This window comes from Bacillus sp. AY18-3 (genome assembly GCF_008042305.1).
In the GTDB taxonomy this organism is placed as follows: domain Bacteria; phylum Bacillota; class Bacilli; order Bacillales; family Bacillaceae_G; genus Bacillus_A; species Bacillus_A wiedmannii.
On sequence record NZ_QKQR01000009.1, the window covers coordinates 66,119 to 85,045 of the forward strand.

General features: G+C 34.6%; 17 protein-coding genes and 1 pseudogene. All 18 read left to right on the plus strand.

The window, feature by feature from the left end; genetic code table 11:
- Positions 1-3 precede the first annotated feature (3 nt).
- The 18 genes and pseudogenes from nuoN (at position 4) to DM800_RS09255 (ending at position 18,901) form a co-directional block, all read left to right on the plus strand.
- A complete protein-coding gene (gene nuoN, locus DM800_RS09170) occupies positions 4-1,518 on the plus strand; it encodes an NADH-quinone oxidoreductase subunit NuoN (protein ID WP_370512863.1) in 1,515 nt (504 codons plus the stop codon).
- 212 nt (positions 1,519-1,730) lie between these two features.
- Positions 1,731-1,967 (plus strand): DUF1146 family protein, encoded by a 237-nt coding sequence (locus DM800_RS09175; protein ID WP_000940744.1) that lies wholly within the window; start codon positions 1,731-1,733, stop codon positions 1,965-1,967.
- A gap of 51 nt (positions 1,968-2,018) precedes the next feature.
- Entirely contained in the window at positions 2,019-2,723 is a 705-nt protein-coding gene (locus tag DM800_RS09180; protein WP_370512864.1) for a YwmB family TATA-box binding protein, read from the plus strand.
- Between the two features lie 39 nt (positions 2,724-2,762).
- Positions 2,763-4,067 carry a UDP-N-acetylglucosamine 1-carboxyvinyltransferase gene (murA, locus tag DM800_RS09185; RefSeq protein WP_000411269.1) on the plus strand — a complete coding sequence of 435 codons (1,305 nt, stop codon included), beginning with the start codon at positions 2,763-2,765 and terminating at the stop codon, positions 4,065-4,067.
- A 208-nt stretch (positions 4,068-4,275) separates the two neighbouring features.
- Positions 4,276-5,295 carry a stage II sporulation protein D gene (gene spoIID / locus DM800_RS09190; RefSeq protein ID WP_088064859.1) on the plus strand — a complete coding sequence of 340 codons (1,020 nt, stop codon included), beginning with the start codon at positions 4,276-4,278 and terminating at the stop codon, positions 5,293-5,295.
- A gap of 103 nt (positions 5,296-5,398) precedes the next feature.
- A pseudogene (locus DM800_RS09195) lies at positions 5,399-5,813 on the plus strand (AMP-binding enzyme); the annotation flags it as partial.
- A 116-nt stretch (positions 5,814-5,929) separates the two neighbouring features.
- A complete protein-coding gene (locus DM800_RS09200; RefSeq protein WP_088064858.1) occupies positions 5,930-6,937 on the plus strand; it encodes a LytTR family transcriptional regulator DNA-binding domain-containing protein in 1,008 nt (335 codons plus the stop codon).
- A gap of 180 nt (positions 6,938-7,117) precedes the next feature.
- A complete protein-coding gene (locus DM800_RS09205; protein WP_000170848.1) occupies positions 7,118-7,960 on the plus strand; it encodes an ABC transporter ATP-binding protein in 843 nt (280 codons plus the stop codon).
- Positions 7,960-8,664 (plus strand): ABC transporter permease, encoded by a 705-nt coding sequence (locus DM800_RS09210; RefSeq protein WP_098155993.1) that lies wholly within the window; start codon positions 7,960-7,962, stop codon positions 8,662-8,664. Before DM800_RS09205 ends, DM800_RS09210 begins: the two co-directional genes overlap by 1 nt.
- Before the next feature lie 162 nt (positions 8,665-8,826).
- On the plus strand, positions 8,827-9,732 hold the full coding sequence (locus tag DM800_RS09215) for a stage II sporulation protein SpoIIQ (protein ID WP_088064856.1): 906 nt from the start codon (positions 8,827-8,829) through the stop codon (positions 9,730-9,732).
- Positions 9,733-10,019: 287 nt separating this feature from the next.
- Positions 10,020-10,154 (plus strand): hypothetical protein, encoded by a 135-nt coding sequence (locus tag DM800_RS09220; RefSeq protein WP_000008907.1) that lies wholly within the window; start codon positions 10,020-10,022, stop codon positions 10,152-10,154.
- A gap of 163 nt (positions 10,155-10,317) precedes the next feature.
- Positions 10,318-11,166, plus strand: a complete 849-nt coding sequence (locus tag DM800_RS09225) for a polysaccharide deacetylase family protein (RefSeq protein WP_088064855.1) — start codon at positions 10,318-10,320, stop codon at positions 11,164-11,166.
- A 311-nt stretch (positions 11,167-11,477) separates the two neighbouring features.
- The gene (gene spoIIID, locus DM800_RS09230) at positions 11,478-11,750 is read left to right on the plus strand and encodes a sporulation transcriptional regulator SpoIIID (protein WP_000544012.1); all 273 of its coding nucleotides are present in this window, start codon (positions 11,478-11,480) and stop codon (positions 11,748-11,750) included.
- 161 nt (positions 11,751-11,911) lie between these two features.
- Entirely contained in the window at positions 11,912-12,913 is a 1,002-nt protein-coding gene (gene mreB / locus DM800_RS09235; RefSeq protein WP_076541461.1) for a rod shape-determining protein, read from the plus strand.
- A gap of 324 nt (positions 12,914-13,237) precedes the next feature.
- The gene (gene tagD / locus DM800_RS09240) at positions 13,238-13,633 is read left to right on the plus strand and encodes a glycerol-3-phosphate cytidylyltransferase (protein ID WP_088064854.1); all 396 of its coding nucleotides are present in this window, start codon (positions 13,238-13,240) and stop codon (positions 13,631-13,633) included.
- A gap of 5 nt (positions 13,634-13,638) precedes the next feature.
- Complete coding sequence (locus DM800_RS09245; RefSeq protein ID WP_088064853.1) at positions 13,639-14,802, plus strand: CDP-glycerol glycerophosphotransferase family protein; 1,164 nt, start codon at positions 13,639-13,641, stop codon at positions 14,800-14,802.
- A gap of 32 nt (positions 14,803-14,834) precedes the next feature.
- A complete protein-coding gene (locus tag DM800_RS09250; protein ID WP_147786753.1) occupies positions 14,835-17,708 on the plus strand; it encodes a CDP-glycerol glycerophosphotransferase family protein in 2,874 nt (957 codons plus the stop codon).
- A 20-nt stretch (positions 17,709-17,728) separates the two neighbouring features.
- A complete protein-coding gene (locus DM800_RS09255; RefSeq protein ID WP_088064851.1) occupies positions 17,729-18,901 on the plus strand; it encodes a glycosyltransferase family 4 protein in 1,173 nt (390 codons plus the stop codon).
- Positions 18,902-18,927: the final 26 nt, after the last annotated feature.

Here is an 18,927-nt window from a genome sequence, read left to right on the forward strand (position 1 = left end):
GATATGAATACGTTACTTAGCTTATCATGGCATCTCATGGTGCCAGAATTCATTATTCTCGGAGCTGCCATCCTTCTTTCCATATGTGATTTGTTTTTTAAGTTGAATCATAGATATGTAGCGCTTAGTGCAATCGCAGCCGTCATATTAGCAATCGTGTCGTTAATCACGCTATACGATGAACCGACAGGAGATATTCTAAATGGATCGTTTGTGTTAGATGGGTTTTCAAAAGGGTTTAAAACGTTGTTATTAGGCGGAGCGGCCCTCATCTTATGCACCGCCATGAGCGATGATAAGAAGAATCCAATTGAAGATAAGGGAGAATATTATTACTTATTTTTAATGGCACTTCTTGGGGCTATGTTTATGGCTTCTAGTGTTGACTTCATTACACTTTTCGTCGGTTTAGAATTGCTTTCACTTTCTTCATATACTTTAGTAGGAATACGAAAAAGGAACCGTGCGTCAAACGAGGCGGCCATGAAATATGTCATTAATGGAGGTATTGGCACGGCAATTACGCTCTTTGGAATGAGTTATTTATACGGTATTACAGGATCAACTAATATCGTGGACATGCAAAAAGTATTCGCAGGGGAGCTTACTGGTGGTATTCAGTTATTGTTAGCTCTCGCATTTCTACTATTACTCGTTGGACTCTCGTTTAAAATTGCGACAGTGCCGTTTCATATGTGGGCACCAGATGTGTATGAGGGAGCGGCTACGCCTGTTACTGCTTTTCTCGGGACGATTTCTAAAATTGCTGGATTCTTACTCATTATTCGTCTGTTTCTCATGGTTTTTGCAAGTGTATCGGTGCAAGGAGACATGCAATCTTTATACGGACGTATGAGCATATACATTGCAGTACTAGCGAGTATTACGATGATTATTGGAAACGTAGTAGCGTTAAAGCAATATAACGTAAAACGCCTATTTGCCTATTCGGGAATCGCACATGCGGGGTATTTACTCGTTCCGCTTGTCGCATTATCGCCATTTACGATGGATAGCATGTGGTTTTACATGCTTGCGTATATGCTGATGAATATAGGCGCATTTGCGATTATCCACGGCTTAATCTTACAAAGCGACAAAGAAAATATCACCATTTTCACTGGATTATATAAAAGGTCGCCATTTACAGCGATAGTAATGACGATTTTTATTTTATCGTTGGCCGGGATACCAGGAACAGCTGGTTTCATCGGGAAAATTAACATCTTTTTAGGTGCACTGCATGTAGAGCCAGCTCATTACGTACTAGCTTCTATTATGATGGGGACTACAGTCATCTCATTCGTATATTATTTCCGTATTCTACAGCAAATGTTTTTCCGGACGGGAGAAGTGGAAGAGAAAATTCGTTTGCCATTGAATATAAAGGTTGTTATGAGCCTTTGTGCAATCTCGATTGTAATACTAGGGATTATGCCGATGATTGGATACAATTTCTTTTATGAATATTTTCCATTAATGAAGGATTTCTTCTTCTTAGGGAACGTGGTACAATAGTGAAAATAAAAGGTGTGGAGTTGTTACTCTGCGCTTTTTATTTTGTGTGAATTACAATTGAAAATGCATGTAGGTATATGTTTTTTGAGAGCAAATTACGATGTGAAATGTAAGATGTTTATTTGTATTTGAAAAAGTGTGGCTCCTACTTATCATGGTATCGTTTTTATAGTATTTCGTAAGTAGTAGCTGGGTAAAAAGGGGTCGATTTTTTGGCACATCTTTTAGGGCAACAAGCACTGATTGCCATTGTTTCGCATTTATTGTTTATTACCATTACGTGGTGGGCCTTACAAGGTGTTCACATTGAGCGTTTAATGAAGTCTGGAAAAGTGATGCAGACGCGAGTGTTACTCATCCTAATTACAATTGCAATTGGGACATCTGTAAGTAACTTTTTCCTTGATTATTTAGGCTATTCAAAGAGTTTAACGTATTTAGTAAAGTAAGTGTATAGAACCTCATATCTCCGTTAACAATGGGGGTAGGAGGGGATGAAATTGAAGCTTAAAGCCATTCTTATTGTTATGATAAGTGTTGTTTTATTTTTGGTTGGATATAGAGAGAGGAAACCGATCAGCGATGAACAGAAAATGGAGAGCATGATTGCAACTTTAGAGAAAAATGATGCTAAAGTAGAGAAGTGGTCATGGTTAGCGCGAGAAACAAAAACAATTTCTAATATACATACGTTTCAAAGGTTGTTAAACGATGTGAAGGACAAGGCGAATATTCAAAAGTGGGAATTAGAGCAATCTCCAGATGGATATAAAGCTACATCCTATAAAAAGTTTTCTTCTTATGAAGAACGAGTAGTAGTAACATGGAGTAAGGAAAATACTAAAGAAAACACTTTCATTATTTTTGAAGTAAGCGGGGCGAAATGGGACCCGAAGTACATTCAGAAAACAAATAAAATTTTTAGTGAAAAACCTATAATTTACACTTGTGTTCAAGGTGTACTGAATGATAAGATTGAAGGTGTTTTGCAAAATAAAACCAATCAGTTTTTGAAAGATCTTTCAGCAAGAGCGATCGAACAGATAGAAGAAAGAGCATTTGTGTCAGTCTCCGCATACAATAAAAAGTGGGATGACGCTCTTTCAACAAATAGAGAGAAAATAAATGTGCAAATAGCAATACGTTCTACAGACAACAAAGATACAATTGTGGTTGGCACACCGATCATAACTTCTGAGTATTGAGTGAATAGATACTGAAAAAAGGACACGGAGGGGAATAATTTGGAAAAGATCATCGTCCGTGGCGGAAAGCGGTTAAACGGCACAGTGCGTGTTGAGGGCGCAAAAAATGCTGTATTACCTATAATCGCTGCAGCCCTATTAGCGAGTGATGGAAAGAATGTACTATCTGAAGTACCAGTTTTGTCTGATGTATACACAATTAATGAGGTATTACGTCATTTAAATGCTGAAGTCGTATTTGAAAATAACCAAGTAACAATCGATGCTTCTAAAGAACTAAACATTGAAGCACCATTTGAATATGTACGTAAAATGCGTGCATCTGTTCAAGTAATGGGACCATTACTTGCACGTAACGGCCGTGCTCGTATTGCACTTCCTGGTGGATGTGCAATTGGTTCACGTCCAATTGACCAACATTTAAAAGGCTTCGAAGCAATGGGAGCAAAAGTACAGGTTGGTAATGGTTTTGTTGAGGCATACGTTGAGGGAGAACTAAAAGGAGCTAAAATTTATTTAGACTTCCCAAGCGTGGGCGCGACAGAAAACATTATGTCTGCAGCTACATTAGCAAAAGGGACAACAATCCTTGAAAACGCAGCGAAAGAACCAGAAATCGTTGACTTAGCTAACTTCTTAAATGCGATGGGAGCGAAAGTACGCGGAGCTGGAACTGGAACGATCCGTATCGAAGGCGTTGATAAATTATATGGTGGAAACCACTCTATTATTCCTGACCGTATTGAAGCGGGAACATTCATGGTTGCAGCGGCAATTACTGGTGGAGACATCTTAATTGAAAATGCTGTACCTGAACATTTACGCTCAATTACAGCGAAAATGGAAGAAATGGGTGTTAAAGTTATTGAGGAAAATGAAGGTGTACGTGTTATCGGCCCAGATAAGTTAAAAGCGGTTGATATTAAAACTATGCCTCACCCAGGTTTCCCAACAGACATGCAATCACAAATGATGGCATTATTACTACAAGCTGATGGAACAAGTATGATTACAGAAACGGTATTCGAAAACCGCTTTATGCACGTTGAAGAATTCCGTCGTATGAATGCTGATATTAAAATCGAAGGTCGTTCTGTTATTATGAACGGTCCAAACAGCTTACAAGGTGCTGAAGTAGGCGCAACTGACTTACGTGCTGCTGCTGCATTAATCTTAGCTGGTTTAGTATCTGAAGGTTACACTCGTGTAACTGAGTTAAAGCATCTTGACCGTGGTTATGTAGATTTCCATAAGAAATTAGCTGCATTAGGTGCAACTATTGAACGTGTAAACGAAAAAGTAGAAGAAGTGAAAGAACAAGAAGTTTCTGATCTTCACGCTTAATTGAAATAGTCTCTACGTCTTTTGACGTAGGGACTATTTTTTTGGGTTATTACTGTTATAGTCAATAAATTCTATACTTATGCACGTACCAGTAAAAATATTTAGAAAATTTCCGTTTTAGCTGCTTCCCCCTTAAGTATGTTCTAAAAGGAAGAGTTGTTCCATAAGAATGAATGGAGTAAAGCTTTTGGATATTGGGGGAAATAAGATGAAATTTTCAAAGCCACTTTTTATCACAGTAGCGCTTCTCATAGCGCTCGTTATCATTGTACCTGCTGCTCTTGTTATTCCGTTTGCGAAAGCAAAAGTAGGGGAAGAAGCAGCTTCTAAAACTCCTCCAGCGATAGAAAGTATACCAGCTCCAGGGAAAGTGGATACAGCGGTTCAAGTTGCTGTATATCGTGAGAAACAGAAAAAGGTAGATACATTACCTATGGAGGAGTATGTGACCGGTGTAGTAGCTTCTGAGATGAATGCCAGTTTTGAAATAGAGGCGCTAAAGGCGCAGGCATTAGCAGCGAGAACATTTGTGGTACAGCGTATGCTAAGCGGAGGAAAGAAAAACAATGCGGACGTGACAGATACGGTGAAAGATCAAGTGTACAAAAGTAAAGAAGAATTGAAGAAACAATGGGGTAATAACTACGAAAATAATTTGAAGAAAATCGAAGAAGCTGTTTCGAAAACCGCAGGACAAGTTTTAACGTATGATGGAAAACCAATCTCAGCATCCTTCTTCTCAACGAGTAATGGCCGGACAGAAAATGCAGCTGATTATTGGGGAAATGATTATCCGTACTTAAAGAGCGTAGATAGTCCGTGGGATCAAGCCTCTCCAAAATTTACGAGCGAGCAAACCTTTACAGTAGCTGACTTTCAAAAACGTCTCGGTGTGAAGGTGTTGGCAGACGGGAAGGTTGGAAATATTAAAGATCTTACGGAAGGAAAGCGAGTAAAAGATGTAGCATTTCAAGGGAAAACATTAACAGGAAAGCAAGTTCGTGAAAAGTTAGATTTACGCTCTTCTGACTTCACATGGAAACAAGAAGGGGATAAAATCGTCGTTACAACGAAGGGATTCGGTCACGGCGTTGGCATGAGCCAATACGGAGCAAATGGCATGGCGGCGGAAGGTAAGAAATATACAGATATCGTTGCTCATTATTATAAGGGTGTCGAAATAAAGTCGATGAATGATTATGAAGGAAAGTTGATGGTGAAGAAGTAGGGGGAAAAGAGGCCGTTCCAAGAGGTATATTGGGACGGTTTTCTTTTGTTAGTGGATAGGTTAATAGATATATTAAAAAAATCGTCAATGTTCAGTGGTGACAGAACTCTGTTTAAAGGGCCCATGGATCGCTGGAAGCTATTATAAGGATGAACGTACAGAAGAATCAATGAAAGACGGTTGGCTCTATACAGGAGACATTGTCACGGTTGATTCGGAAGGATGTATTAAGATTGCTGATCGTACGAAAGACTGAATTAAAAGTGGAGGCGAATGGATTTCTTCCGTAGATTTAGAAAATGCTTTAGTGTCGCACGATAAAGTGTTAGAAGCATCTGTTGTGGCGGTGCTGCATGAAAAACGTCCCGTTTACTTGCGTTGTACTAAAAGAGGGACAAGCAGTAGAAAGAGAAGATCTGTATGCTTTACTAAAAGCAGAATTTCCGAAAACATCTGTAGGGAAATTCTTAAAGAGAGCGCTGCGTGATCAGCTCAAGACGTATGTAGAGCAAAACTAGAGAAGAAGGCTATCCTTTCATTTGGATAGCCTTCTTTTTATGATACTTCATAAAATATCTAAATCTTCCATTAATTGTTTGGTATAATAGGATAAAAAGTATTTGGGGGAGACAGAATGGCGTTATTGGAGTTGAGACAATTAGGGAAGACGAACCAGTTACCGGCAGTTGAACTGAAGGTTGAGAAGGGACAATGCGTTGTTTTGCAATGTAATAACCATACAGCTAAAGTATTGCACCGCATCATTATTGGTGAGGAAGAAGCTTCAACTGGCAACGTGCTATTTGAGGGAGAATCGATTGGAAAGAAAAATTATTCCCGCATCGGTTTTTGTTTTTTGAAAGATGAAGCATATGATCGTTTGAAGGTGAAGGAATACTTTAAGTTTTTAATAGGTCTTTATGAATCGAATATGAGTACGGAAGAAGTTGTACAATATGTCGGCCTTTTAGATAAGTTAAACGTTAAAATAGAAAAACTATCATTTTCAGAGAAACGCCGTCTTCATATCGGGCGAGTTATGGTTCATAATCCGGATTTAGTTATTCTAGAAGAGCCAGAGCAAAATGTAGATACAGAGAGCACGATTATTATTCGAAAAGCGATTATGGCAATGAAGGAGAAAGGAAAGGCGATTTTTATAACGTCATCCTTTCTATCGGACGCCCTTTCGTTAACAGAAGATGTATACATATTAAACAATGATGGTGTGAAGAAAATAGAAATCGAACAAGAAGAAATTGAAGAGGTGGATGAAGAAAAGGTTGTTCAAATGATTCCGCAAATGAAACTTGAAAGAATTCCAGCGAAAGTGAACGATAAAATCATTTTACTTGATCCGATGGAAATTCATTTTATTGAAACGCAAAACGGAGTGACACATATCCATGTGCGCGAAGGTGATTTCGTATGTGCATTAACATTAAGTGAACTAGAAGCGAGATTAACAGGGTTCGGGTTCTTTAGATGTCATCGCTCGTACCTTGTGAATTTACAAAGAGTACGAGAAGTCATTACGTGGACTCGTAATAGCTTTAGTTTAATTTTGGATGACGAAAGAAAAAGTTCAATCCCGCTTTCAAAAGGACGAATGGATGAATTAAAAGGTGTGATTGGGCTATAAAATTTGCTCCAGTAAGCTTAAAATACGATTCATTCACCGGTAAAAATACTCCTTTTACCGGTATTTTACTGCGTAACCCTTTTGTTTTTCATATGATTGAGTCAAGAAAAGCGAAACAAACAAACGAAAAGCGCTAAAGCGACTTTCATCTATAAAAAGAAAAACAAAGGGGATGACGGGATGACATTGGCAATTGAAATGAAAGATGTAATGAAAAGTTTCAACGAAAAAACGGCACTTCGAAATGTAAATATTGAAGTGAAGCAAGGAGAAATTTTTGGATTCCTCGGGCCGAGTGGATCTGGAAAAACAACAACAGTAAAGATTTTAACTTCTCAATTGCTGCATAGCGTTGGAACAGTGAGGGTACTAGGTAAAGATATTACCGGACCAAGCAGCATCGATTATAAACGAATTGGTATTTTAACAGACAACAGCGGTTTATATGAAAGACTTAGCATTTATGATAACTTACTATTATTTTGTGACTTATACGATTGCAAAAAAGAGCGGATTGATGAAGTGTTAGCGCAAGTGAACTTATTAGATGATAAGAAAACATTAGTAAAGAAACTATCAAAAGGAATGAAGCAGCGCGTTACATTAGCTAGAGCAATCCTTCATAAACCAGATATTCTCTTCTTAGATGAACCAACATCTGCACTCGATCCAGTTAACGTACAAAACATTCATAAAATCTTAAAAGACTTAAATAAAGAAGGAACGACGATTTTCTTAACGACGCACAACATGGATGAAGCAGAAACGCTTTGTAACCGCATTGCCTTTCTGTGTGGCGGAGAAATTGTAGCGCTTGATACACCGGAGAACCTTCGCTTACAATACGCGAAAGATCAAATACAAGTCGTGTTAAAGGATAAGAAGAAAGAAACGGTACAAAAAGATGAATTAGGTGCAAAACGCATTTCAGAGTGGATGAAAAAAGGAGAACTATTATCCATTCATTCTTATGAGCCAACGTTAGGCGATATCTTTATTGAAGTTACTGGGAGGGGATTATAATGACATTTTCAATGAGACGTGTATCAGCTATTTTTAGAAAAGAAGTACAGGATTTTAAGACAAATTCACAAGTTTTGTTAATGGCATCTTTACCAATTATATTTGCATTTATATTTAGCCGATTTGGAGAAGGACAGGCAGGAGTTGGCATTATTACTTTAATGTCCTTTCTATTTGTAGCAGGGTTTGTTCAATCAATGGTAATTGCAGAAGAGAAAGAAAAACATACGTTACGTGTGTTAATGCTATCACCGGCTTCTTCTGTTGAAGTTCTTCTTGGTAAAAGTATATTAACAGCATGTTTAACGTTAGGTATTTCCGTTGTAAACTTATTCATTCTAGATCAATTAAGTGGAAATCTCTTATTGCTAGCATTTATTTTCTTATGTGGAACAATTCTATTCATTTTAATTGGAACAGTGATTGGATTATTAGCTGAGTCTGTCCCGCAAACATCACTAATTGGAATGCCGATATTAATGACGATGTATTTAGCTGTACAATTTGAGCCAATGGTTGAAAATAAAGTAATTAAGACGATGATTAGTTATCTTCCAACATCTCATCTTGAAAAGGCGATTAAAAGCTTAGTGGAGGGTGCTGGGTTTAGTAGTATTAGTGGGCATATGCTAAATGTTGGAGTGTGGCTCGTTATTTCACTTATTGCATGTTTAATCGTATATAAAAAGAAACAATTGGACTAAAAACTGAGCCGAAAGTGCTCAGTTTTTTCTTTTTTCAATCATTTCCTCGGAAATTTTACAATTCCTATACATATTTTTACAGATTTTGTCGAAAAGTAATTAGTTATAGGTTGTATAGGATACGTGAATATTGTTCAAAATGATTGCTGAGGTGATGATGGAATGCGAGGAAGAAATAATAAAAAGTCGCAAAAGGTAGTACATTTATTTCAAAAAAGATGGGTGTTTCCGGCACTATACATTGCTTGTGCAGCGGTAATTTTAATGGTTGCGCTATGGTTCCAAGGAGCTAATCCGAAGAAGACTCCGAACCAAGATCAAGCAACACCGTATACACAATCGGAAGATCCAGCAGTACCAGTAACGAAATCTTCAGAAGTAGTGAAAATGCCAGCTGCCGCTAATGCGGAAGTAGTCGTACAGAAGAAATTCTATGAAGATGCAGCAACTGAGGCGGAACAAGAAAAAGCACTTGTCTTTTATAACAACACATATTCCCCAAATAAAGGAATCGACATTGCTGCGAAGAATGGAAAAGAATTCGATGTAGCTGCTGCTTTAAGTGGTACAGTAACGAAAGCTGAAAAAGATTCACTTCTTGGTTATGTTGTAACAGTTGATAGCGGAAATGGTGTAGCAGTTTCTTATCAAAGCTTAGGCAGTGTGAAAGTAGAAAAAGGTGCACGAGTTGCACAAGGTGAAGTATTAGGAAAATCCGGTCTAAGTGCAATGAATAAAGAAGCAGGTTCTCACGTTCACTTTGAAGTACGTAAAGACAACGTGGCTGTGAACCCTGAGCGCTACTTAAATAAGTCAGTAGCAGAAATTAAAGCTGATGCAGGTGCTGCAAAAGCAACGAATGCTTCTGGTAAAAAGGCTGATGAAAAATCTCAAAAAGAAGAGAAGTCAACAAGCACGAAACCAGAAAGTAAAACAGAAGATAAGTCTCAAAAAGAAGAAAAATCAACAAGCGGTTCGACTAGTGACAAAAAAGAAGAGCCGAAGAAAGAAGAAAAATCAACAAATGGTTCTACAGAATCATCTAACAGTTCTTCTTCACAAGAATAAGAAAGTGAAAAAATCAGTTCTCACTAGAGAGCTGATTTTTTTACTTTTACCCCGCATTAACGGGCAGTAAGACCCCTACTTCAAAATTCAGTGAAAGCTAAGAAGTTAGGCCTGGGGTCAACTGCCCGTAAAAGCCCGATTGGTGAAGGCTAAGAATCAGTGGGAAATGGCGCCCACTGATTAAAGTTTCACTTTATATAAAAATACTCAATTTCGAGAAAAAAGTTGCAATAACAAGGAAATATGACGAGATTCTCGAATATATATTACAAACAGGAGGGGATACTGTGTCATTTTTATTTGTTCTGTCGACTGCTATTATTTTATTGTTTGTTTTATTCACTTTATATTATTATATTGCCAGTAAGAAAGAAGTTCCCCACCATCAATTGTTAGAAGAAGAGTTGGAACGAGAAGAATGACACTCCAAGAAAGAGTGTCTTTTTCTTTTGGTACACCTATTGGAATTTTTAGAGCTAGGCCGTATAATAATAATTGTGATTTTTTTACATAGGAAAACGATATTTGAATGCAGTAGGACTCTAAAATACTGTGTTTTTTTGTTGTGGTTGAGGGGGAAGTTTAATGAAAGCTAGAGAAAACAAAAGTTCGAAAAAATTATTTATTTTAATAGCGGTTGTAGTAGCATTAATCGCTGGGATTGGATTTTTTATTTTTAATAAAATGAATGCTGCAGGTAAGCAAGAAAAGGTGCCGGTTTTGCAATATTATTATTTAACAAAAGATAATGATAAAAATCAAAATCCAGTATTAAAAGATAAAACAACTGCGGTATCAGTAGGAATGTTTGAAAAACAAATGAAGTATTTAGCAGATAATCAGTATCATACTCTTACTTTGGAAGAATTTAATCAGTTTATAAAAAATAAAAAGAAACTTCCTAAGAAAAGTGTCTTAATCACATTCGATAACACTTCTAAATCAAATTATGTATATGCGTATCCAATTTTAAAAAAATATAAAATGCATGCTACTTCATTTGCAGTTACATCTAGAATAAGTAATAAGGAAGAAAAATTTAATCCTAAAACCTTTCAAATGTTAAGTATGAATGAAATGGATAAAATGAAAGATGTATTTGAATTTGGAAGTCATACACATACTTTACATAAATTTAAGAATGGATCAGCGGCTATACTTGTTGAGGGAAATCAAATAGTTAAAAATGATATATTAAAAAGTAAAGATGTTTTAAAGTCAAATTATATGTCATATCCATTTGGAAAGTACAATAAAGATACGCTCCAAATATTAAAAGATTTAAAAATGGAGTTAGCATTCACTAGTCTACAAGGATATGCGACACCAGAAAATAATCCCCTAGAAATAAAACGTTGGTTTATTTCAGCGGATACTAAAATGGATAACTTTGAGAAAATAGTCTCAGGTGAATATGAGGTTCCAAATAAGTAAATTTCAAGCCTATTAGAATTATATTTAAATTCTAATAGGCTTTTTTGTTTAAAGAATAGATTTTTTCTTGAAATAAAATTTTTTGTACTTAGTCCTTAAAAATAGTGAACATGTAGCATATATCAGTAGTGCGGGCAATACAATGGTATAAACCAAAGCAAAGAGAGTGTTTGAGGTGAGAAATCGTGAATCATTTCATTATAAATCCAAGAATGTTTAACGCTTACAAACAGCACTCACACTTACTTCTTAGTCGTATGCAGCGAGGCTCATTTCACACTTCTCACATCCAATTTAGGGAGGCGAGTGGTGTGCACGATTACATCAAAGAGAGAACTATCAAGATTGGTAAGTATATCGTGGAGACAAGAAAGACAGTGCGTGTCATTGCAAAGGAATTTGGGGTATCAAAGAGTACAGTCCATAAAGATTTAACGGAACGTCTACCAGAAATTAATCCAGAGCTCGCAAATGAAGTGAAAGAAATTCTTGATTATCATAAGTCTATTCGTCATTTAAGAGGCGGAGAAGCAACAAAACAAAAGTATAGAAAAGAAGATGTAGAAAAGCCGGTCCGTCAATAAATATGCGATCGCAAACATTCCGTTTCAATTCGGTAATATTTTTCAGAAGAATTCTTTTTGCGAATATTACGTTTCTGTTAAATTTATGATAAAATCAGAAATTAGGTGTAAAAGAATTCGGGTGTAACCTGATTTTGAATATCGAGGAGGAAATGACGGGAATGTTTGCGCGAGATATCGGAATTGACCTAGGTACGGCTAATGTATTAATTCATGTTAAAGGCAAAGGTATTGTATTAAATGAGCCATCTGTTGTGGCAATTGATCGTAATAGTGGGAAAGTATTAGCAGTAGGTGAAGAAGCAAGAAGTATGGTGGGACGTACACCTGGTAATATTGTAGCAATTCGTCCGCTTAAAGATGGTGTAATCGCAGATTTCGAAATTACAGAAGCAATGTTAAAGTATTTCATTAACAAATTGGACGTGAAGAGCTTCTTTTCAAAACCTCGCATTTTAATTTGCTGTCCAACAAATATCACATCTGTAGAACAAAAAGCAATTCGTGAGGCTGCTGAACGTTCAGGTGGTAAAACAGTATTTTTAGAAGAAGAACCAAAAGTAGCCGCAGTTGGTGCTGGTATGGAAATCTTCCAACCAAGCGGTAACATGGTTGTTGATATTGGTGGAGGTACAACAGATATCGCTGTACTATCTATGGGTGATATTGTTACCTCTTCCTCTATCAAAATGGCTGGCGATAAGTTTGATATGGAGATCTTAAACTACGTTAAACGTAAGTATAAGCTATTAATTGGAGAACGTACTTCAGAAAATATTAAAATTAAAGTTGGTACAGTATTCCCAGGTGCACGTAGCGAAGAGCTTGAAATTCGCGGACGTGACATGGTAACGGGCTTACCACGTACAATTACAGTATGCTCTGAAGAAATTACAGAAGCACTAAAAGAAGACGCGGCTATCATTGTACAAGCTGCAAAAGGCGTACTAGAGCGCACGCCACCAGAACTATCTGCGGACATTATCGACCGCGGTGTTATTCTAACAGGCGGTGGGGCTTTACTACACGGTATCGACATGCTTCTAGCAGAAGAACTAAAAGTACCAGTATTAATTGCTGAAAACCCAATGCAATGTGTTGCGGTTGGTACAGGTATTATGTTAGAGAATATCGATAAATTACCAAAGCGTGCTTTGAGATAAAAAAATTCAATTGTAAATAAAAAACCAGAAAGAAGCAATTCTTTTCTGGTTTTTTTATATAATAAGATATACTGGAAAAACACTTACAAATAAGCATTGTTAGCGCTTTCTTTATGCATATATTACATAAAATGCATATTAATTGTAATAGTTGGTCAATAAAAAGTATGTTATAATCTCTAGTGTGAATTTCGTGTGAACTTAATGTAAATAATTTGTAAATCTTATTGGTTTACATAGGGCTTTTGTTATTTGAATAATGATGCGGGGAAGGTCCTATTGTTTTTTTATTCTTAGAAAAATTCGCAGGAGGACAATTAAATTATGAAAAAAGTAATTACATATGGAACATTTGACTTATTACACTGGGGACATATCAATCTGCTAAAGAGAGCAAAAGACTTAGGGGATTATCTAATTGTGGCTATATCCTCAGATGAATTTAATAAACTAAAGGGAAAAAAAGCTTATCATAGTTATGAAAATCGCAAAATGATTTTAGAAGCGGTTCGTTACGTAGATGAAGTAATTCCTGAACATGAATGGGAACAAAAAGAAAAAGATGTTCAAGAGCATGACGTTGATTTATTTGTTATGGGCGATGATTGGGAAGGTGAATTTGATTTCTTAAAGCCTCATTGCGAAGTTAAGTATTTACCACGTACAGCAGGTATTTCAACGACAAAGATTAAACAGGAATTATTATTAGTGGCTAGATAATTTTTATGATTAGAGAGATACAAATTGCTATATACCTTACAATATTTAGACTACTATTTAATCTTTTCAGAGTGTTTCCAATTCAAAAAAAAGCGACTTTTATTATGTCATATGGGGAGAATGCACTCTCTATATACGAAGAAATGAGAGAGAAAAAAATTGATTTAGATGTCGTGTTCTTATATAAACCTACTTGTAAATATAAATTAAAAGATTATCCTGAAGTGAAGTCTTATCAATTTGAAACACTAAGTATAGTGAATATGATTGAAGCTGTTTATCATTTGACAACATCTAAATATGTTATTATTGACAATTATTTTGGTTTTTTATCTGCTATTAAGTTTAAAGAAGGAACGGAATGCATTCAACTTTGGCATGCAGCAGGATCTATAAAGAAATTCGGGTTATTAGATCCAAATTTTAATAAAAGAAGTAAACGTGCTCAAAAACGATTTAAAAGGGTTTATAATAACTTTCATAAAATTGTTGTGGGATCTGAATTATTAGCGGATATATATATGAGTGCGTTCTCAGTAGACCATCATCAAATGGTACGGACAGGTATACCGAGAACGGATTTGTTTTTTAATCGAATTCGGCAAGAAGAAATTAAAAAAAAGTTGTTTTTGGAAAATCCAAATTTGATAAATAAAAAAGTAATATTATACGCTCCAACTTTTAGAGATAACGAAATAAATTCTTTTAAATTACAATTGGAAATAGAAGAAATGTATAGAGAATTTCATGAAGAATACGTATTGTTTATTAGATTACATCCAGCAATAAAGGAAGAATTATACTATGAAATTGAGCACTCGCAATTTATATATGATTATTCAATGTATCCAAATATTAATGATTTGTTCTTGGTAACTGATATTCTAATTACTGATTATTCTTCAATCCCATATGAGTTTTGTTTGTTAAAGAAGCCCATGGTTTTCTATCCTTATGATTTAGAGGAATATAAAAAACAAAGAGGAATTATAGGTGAATATGATTCTTTAGTCCCGGGACCAGTTGTATATTCTACAAAGGAGTTAGTTTCAATAATAAATAATAATGAGTTTGATTTATCAAAAGTAGAAGAATTCTCTTTGAAATGGAACCAATATTCAAAAGGGAATTCTAGTGAGAGTTTTATAAGAGAAATATTCAAAATATAATATAAATCTAATTTAGATATAAGAGGTGCGGAATGAATTTTTTAAGGTTTTTATGGCTACCTAAAGAACAAGGCCATTGTGTTTTGCAAGAGATTAAGTATTCTCAACAAAAATTGAACATTGTATTGAGAATAGAAGGAATTACTAGAAATCTAGGGTTGGATAAATATTATTTCATTTTAGTTAATCGAAAATCGAAAGAAGAAATTAAAGTATGTGCCAATATACAAAATAATACAGAGTTATTGGATGCTCAAGTTGAACTGAATGAGTATATTGAAAGTCTTGCAAAAGGAATATGGGATGCCTATCTTCAAATTGAAGTGGGTGGGAAAATAAACAAATTCCGTATTAAGAACGACGTAACTGATGCTATTGAATTTTCCCCTTTTTATATTAAAGAATTAAATAAAATTTTTATAGGTTATTCCACAGTGAAGGGGAATTTATCATTTAAATCTCAAGAGAGTAGTGCATATCTCGATGTTGAGGTAATTAATTTGAAAGAAAATGGGGTTCTGGAACTAAGTGGGTATTTCTTGATGCTACCATGGAACACTAGGGAAGAAACTGAAATAACAAAAAAATTAGTTATGCGTTCAGAAAATAATACTTGGAAGATACCCGTTAATAATGTTAAAAGAACAGATGTAACAGCTTTTTATGGTCAATCAGGTGGAAGCTATGATTGGACGGGATTTAGTGTGCAATTAGACTTCAGAAAAAATACATACGGGTTAGAAAACAATAAATCCACTCAAATTTTTATCGAAATGGAGCATAAAGGAGAGGTTGTTTTACTGCCAGTAATTATTTCACCTAATATGGTGTTTAATAACTGTGCCATTATAAATACATTAGAAGGTATTAAAAAAGTATTATTTAGTACAGATCAAGAAAGTAATCAAGGTTATATATTATTAACTAGAGAAGATTTACAAGCTGAAGTTAATTGTATTTACTCCGAAGATAATCAAATTACAATTGTAGGAGAAGTTATACAGCAACAAATGGTTGAGAAATCTTCTGAAGAACCTACGAGTTTAATTATAAAAAAACGTAATACGGAAGAAAAATATGAATTTGAAATTGAGTTAGATGGGTTTAATTATGCACACACGTTTAATTTAGAGGATCTTGTATCTAAAGGATTATTTGGCAAGGGAATATGGGATATATATTTAAAAATTAATAATCATTTTTATCGCTTAGTGACACGTCTAGATGGAATTGCAAATAAGCAAAAGGTCATTAACATACCACAGCAGCTTTTATCAGATTTAGAGGGACGAGCTATTGTCATAAAGCCCTACTATACTTTACACGATGAAGTTTCCATTTTAGTTCGTGAATATCTTAATGTGAAATCAATTCAGGAAGTGAAAATAGAGAACGACGCATGGATTGTATCAGGGAAATTAAATATTCAGACTCCAAATAAAATGATCCCAGTTCAAACAAATGGAAGTATGACCATTAAAGGGAGTTATGGAAAAAGAAATAAGATTCCGGTTATATGGAATTTGGAGAAAAATGAAAAGACAAAGCAAGAGTTTAAATTTAGGGCCATTTTAGATTTGTCTACTATTCAACAGAGAGAAGAAAGAGATAAGTTATTAACGGATATAAATTTTGATTTAATTGAATGTGAATTTAAGCTTAATGGAGGCATAGCTTTATTTACTATGAACATAGATCCCTCGAAAATTATTTTAACGTTAGAAGATAGATTAAAACAAATCATAAGAATCCGCAAATTTATTAATAAATGGGACAAATCTTTATATCGAATTTTTAATAGAATCTTACCTATTAATCAAAAATATATTATTTTTCAAAGTTTTCATGGGAAAAGTTACTCATGTAATCCGCGAGCAATTTATGAACAAATGTTAATAGAAAAGCGTGATATGAAGGCTATATGGATAGTTAATAATATTATGCAGGAAATACCAGGTAAACCAATTGTGGTTAAACCAGGTTCGGTTAAATATTACTATTATATGGCAAAATCTAAGTATTTTGTTAATAATGGAAATTTCCCAGACTTTTATGAGAAAAGAAAAGGGACTGTTCATTTGCAAACCTGGCATGGAACACCTTTAAAGAAGCTTGGTTTTGATATTGATCCAAATTCACCTTCATATGCCGAGAATACTTCTCCAGCTTTGTTAAGGCGCAATGAGAGGTGGGATTATTTAATAGGGCCTAATAGTTATACATCAAAAATTTTAAAGAGAGCTTTTAATTTCGAAAAGATTATGTTAGATGTTGGTTATCCAAGAAATGATATTTTTTACAATAAAGACATTGATAAAAAATCCGATGAAATTAAAAAGAGATTAAATATTGATCCTAAAAAGAAAATTATTTTATACGCACCAACATGGCGAGATTATGATTTTCATAATGGTAATCAGCATAAGCCTTACGAATTTAAATTTGATCTTAATAAATTTAAGGAAAAATTTGGGGAAGAATACGTATTGTTATTAAGATTACACTATAGAGATGCTACTCGCATTCAAATTAACGGTTTGGAAGAATTCGTTTATAATGTATCCAGTTATAACGATATCCAAGAATTATATCTAATTTCAGATATATTAATTACTGACTATTCTTCAGTAATGTTTGATTTTGCAAATTTAAATAGACCAATTATTTTCTTTACTTATGATTTATTTAGATATGGTTCTCAAATTCGAGGCTTTTATTTTAATTTTCAAGAAGAAGCTCCAGGACCGATTATTTTAAATCAGGAGCGTCTATTTAAGACAATAGAAGATATCAGTAAGGTAGAAGCAAAATATGCGGAACGGTATAAAAAGTTCCAAGATAAATTCTGTCATCTTGAAGATGGGCGCGCTTCTAAAAGAACTATAGAAGCTATGATTGGAAAATAATTTAGACAGGAGATAAGGTTGTGAAGATACGTTTTTTAGTATTTGATATTTATGGAATGGGTGGCACAGTACGTACTGTATTAAATGTAACAAATTATTTGGCACAAAATGGTTATGACGTTGAAATTATTAGTGTTTTTCGTCATCGCAAAATAGCATTTTTTGAAATAGATCCAAGAATTAAAATTATCGTTTTACATGATGTTGCAAATCGAAATAAAAGTGATAAACAATTTCAAACGAGAATAGCGAATAGAATGTTAAAGATGAAAAGTAAGTTAATTCATCCAGATGATGAAGGATATCATTTCTTTTCATTGTTGACGGATATTAAAATGTATAATTATTTAAAAGGTATTGATTCGGGGATTTTAGTGACAACAAGGCCAAGTTTTAATATATTTGCAAGTAAGCATGCAAATAAAGGCATATATCTTATCGGACAAGAACATTTGAATTTCTCAATCTATCCTAAAAGGTTAAAGAAATCTATATTAAAGCACTATATTAATTTAGATTGTTTAGCTACTTTAACAGATGAAGATACAGTTGATTATCAAAAACTTCTTCTAAACGGAAAAGTAGAAGTAAAGAAAATTACAAATTCAATTCCAAAGCTTAGAGGGGGGGTATCTTCTCTAACATCTAAAACAATTGCTGCTGCTGGGCGATTAGTTCCGCAAAAAGGCTTTGATTTATTAATTGAGGCCTTCAAAATTGTAAATAAGCAATATCCTGATTGGAAACTTAAAATCTATGGAACTGGTAGAGAGCGAGCAAATTTAGAAGAATTAATCGAAAAAAATAAATTGTACAATCATGTTATTCTAATGGGAGCTACCCAGCATATAGATGTAGAACTTTCTAAAGCATCATTATATGCCTTGAGTTCAAGGTTTGAGGGATTTGGAATGGTAATTATAGAAGCAATGCAATGTGGAGTACCAGTAGTTAGTTTTGATTGTCCAAAAGGACCAAGTGAAATTATTGATCATGATAAGGATGGTTTTTTGGTAGAAGAAGGAAATGTGGAGCTACTTGCAAAGGCATTAATGGAGTTAATGAATGACCCTGTGAAGAGGGGCGAATTTGCTAAAAGGGCTATAAAGAATGTGAAAAGGTTTGAAATAGATGAGATAGGTAAAATATGGATGAGAACTATTGATGAAGCTACTCATCAAATTAATCATTAATAAAAGATTTGTTTTGTTATTAGTAT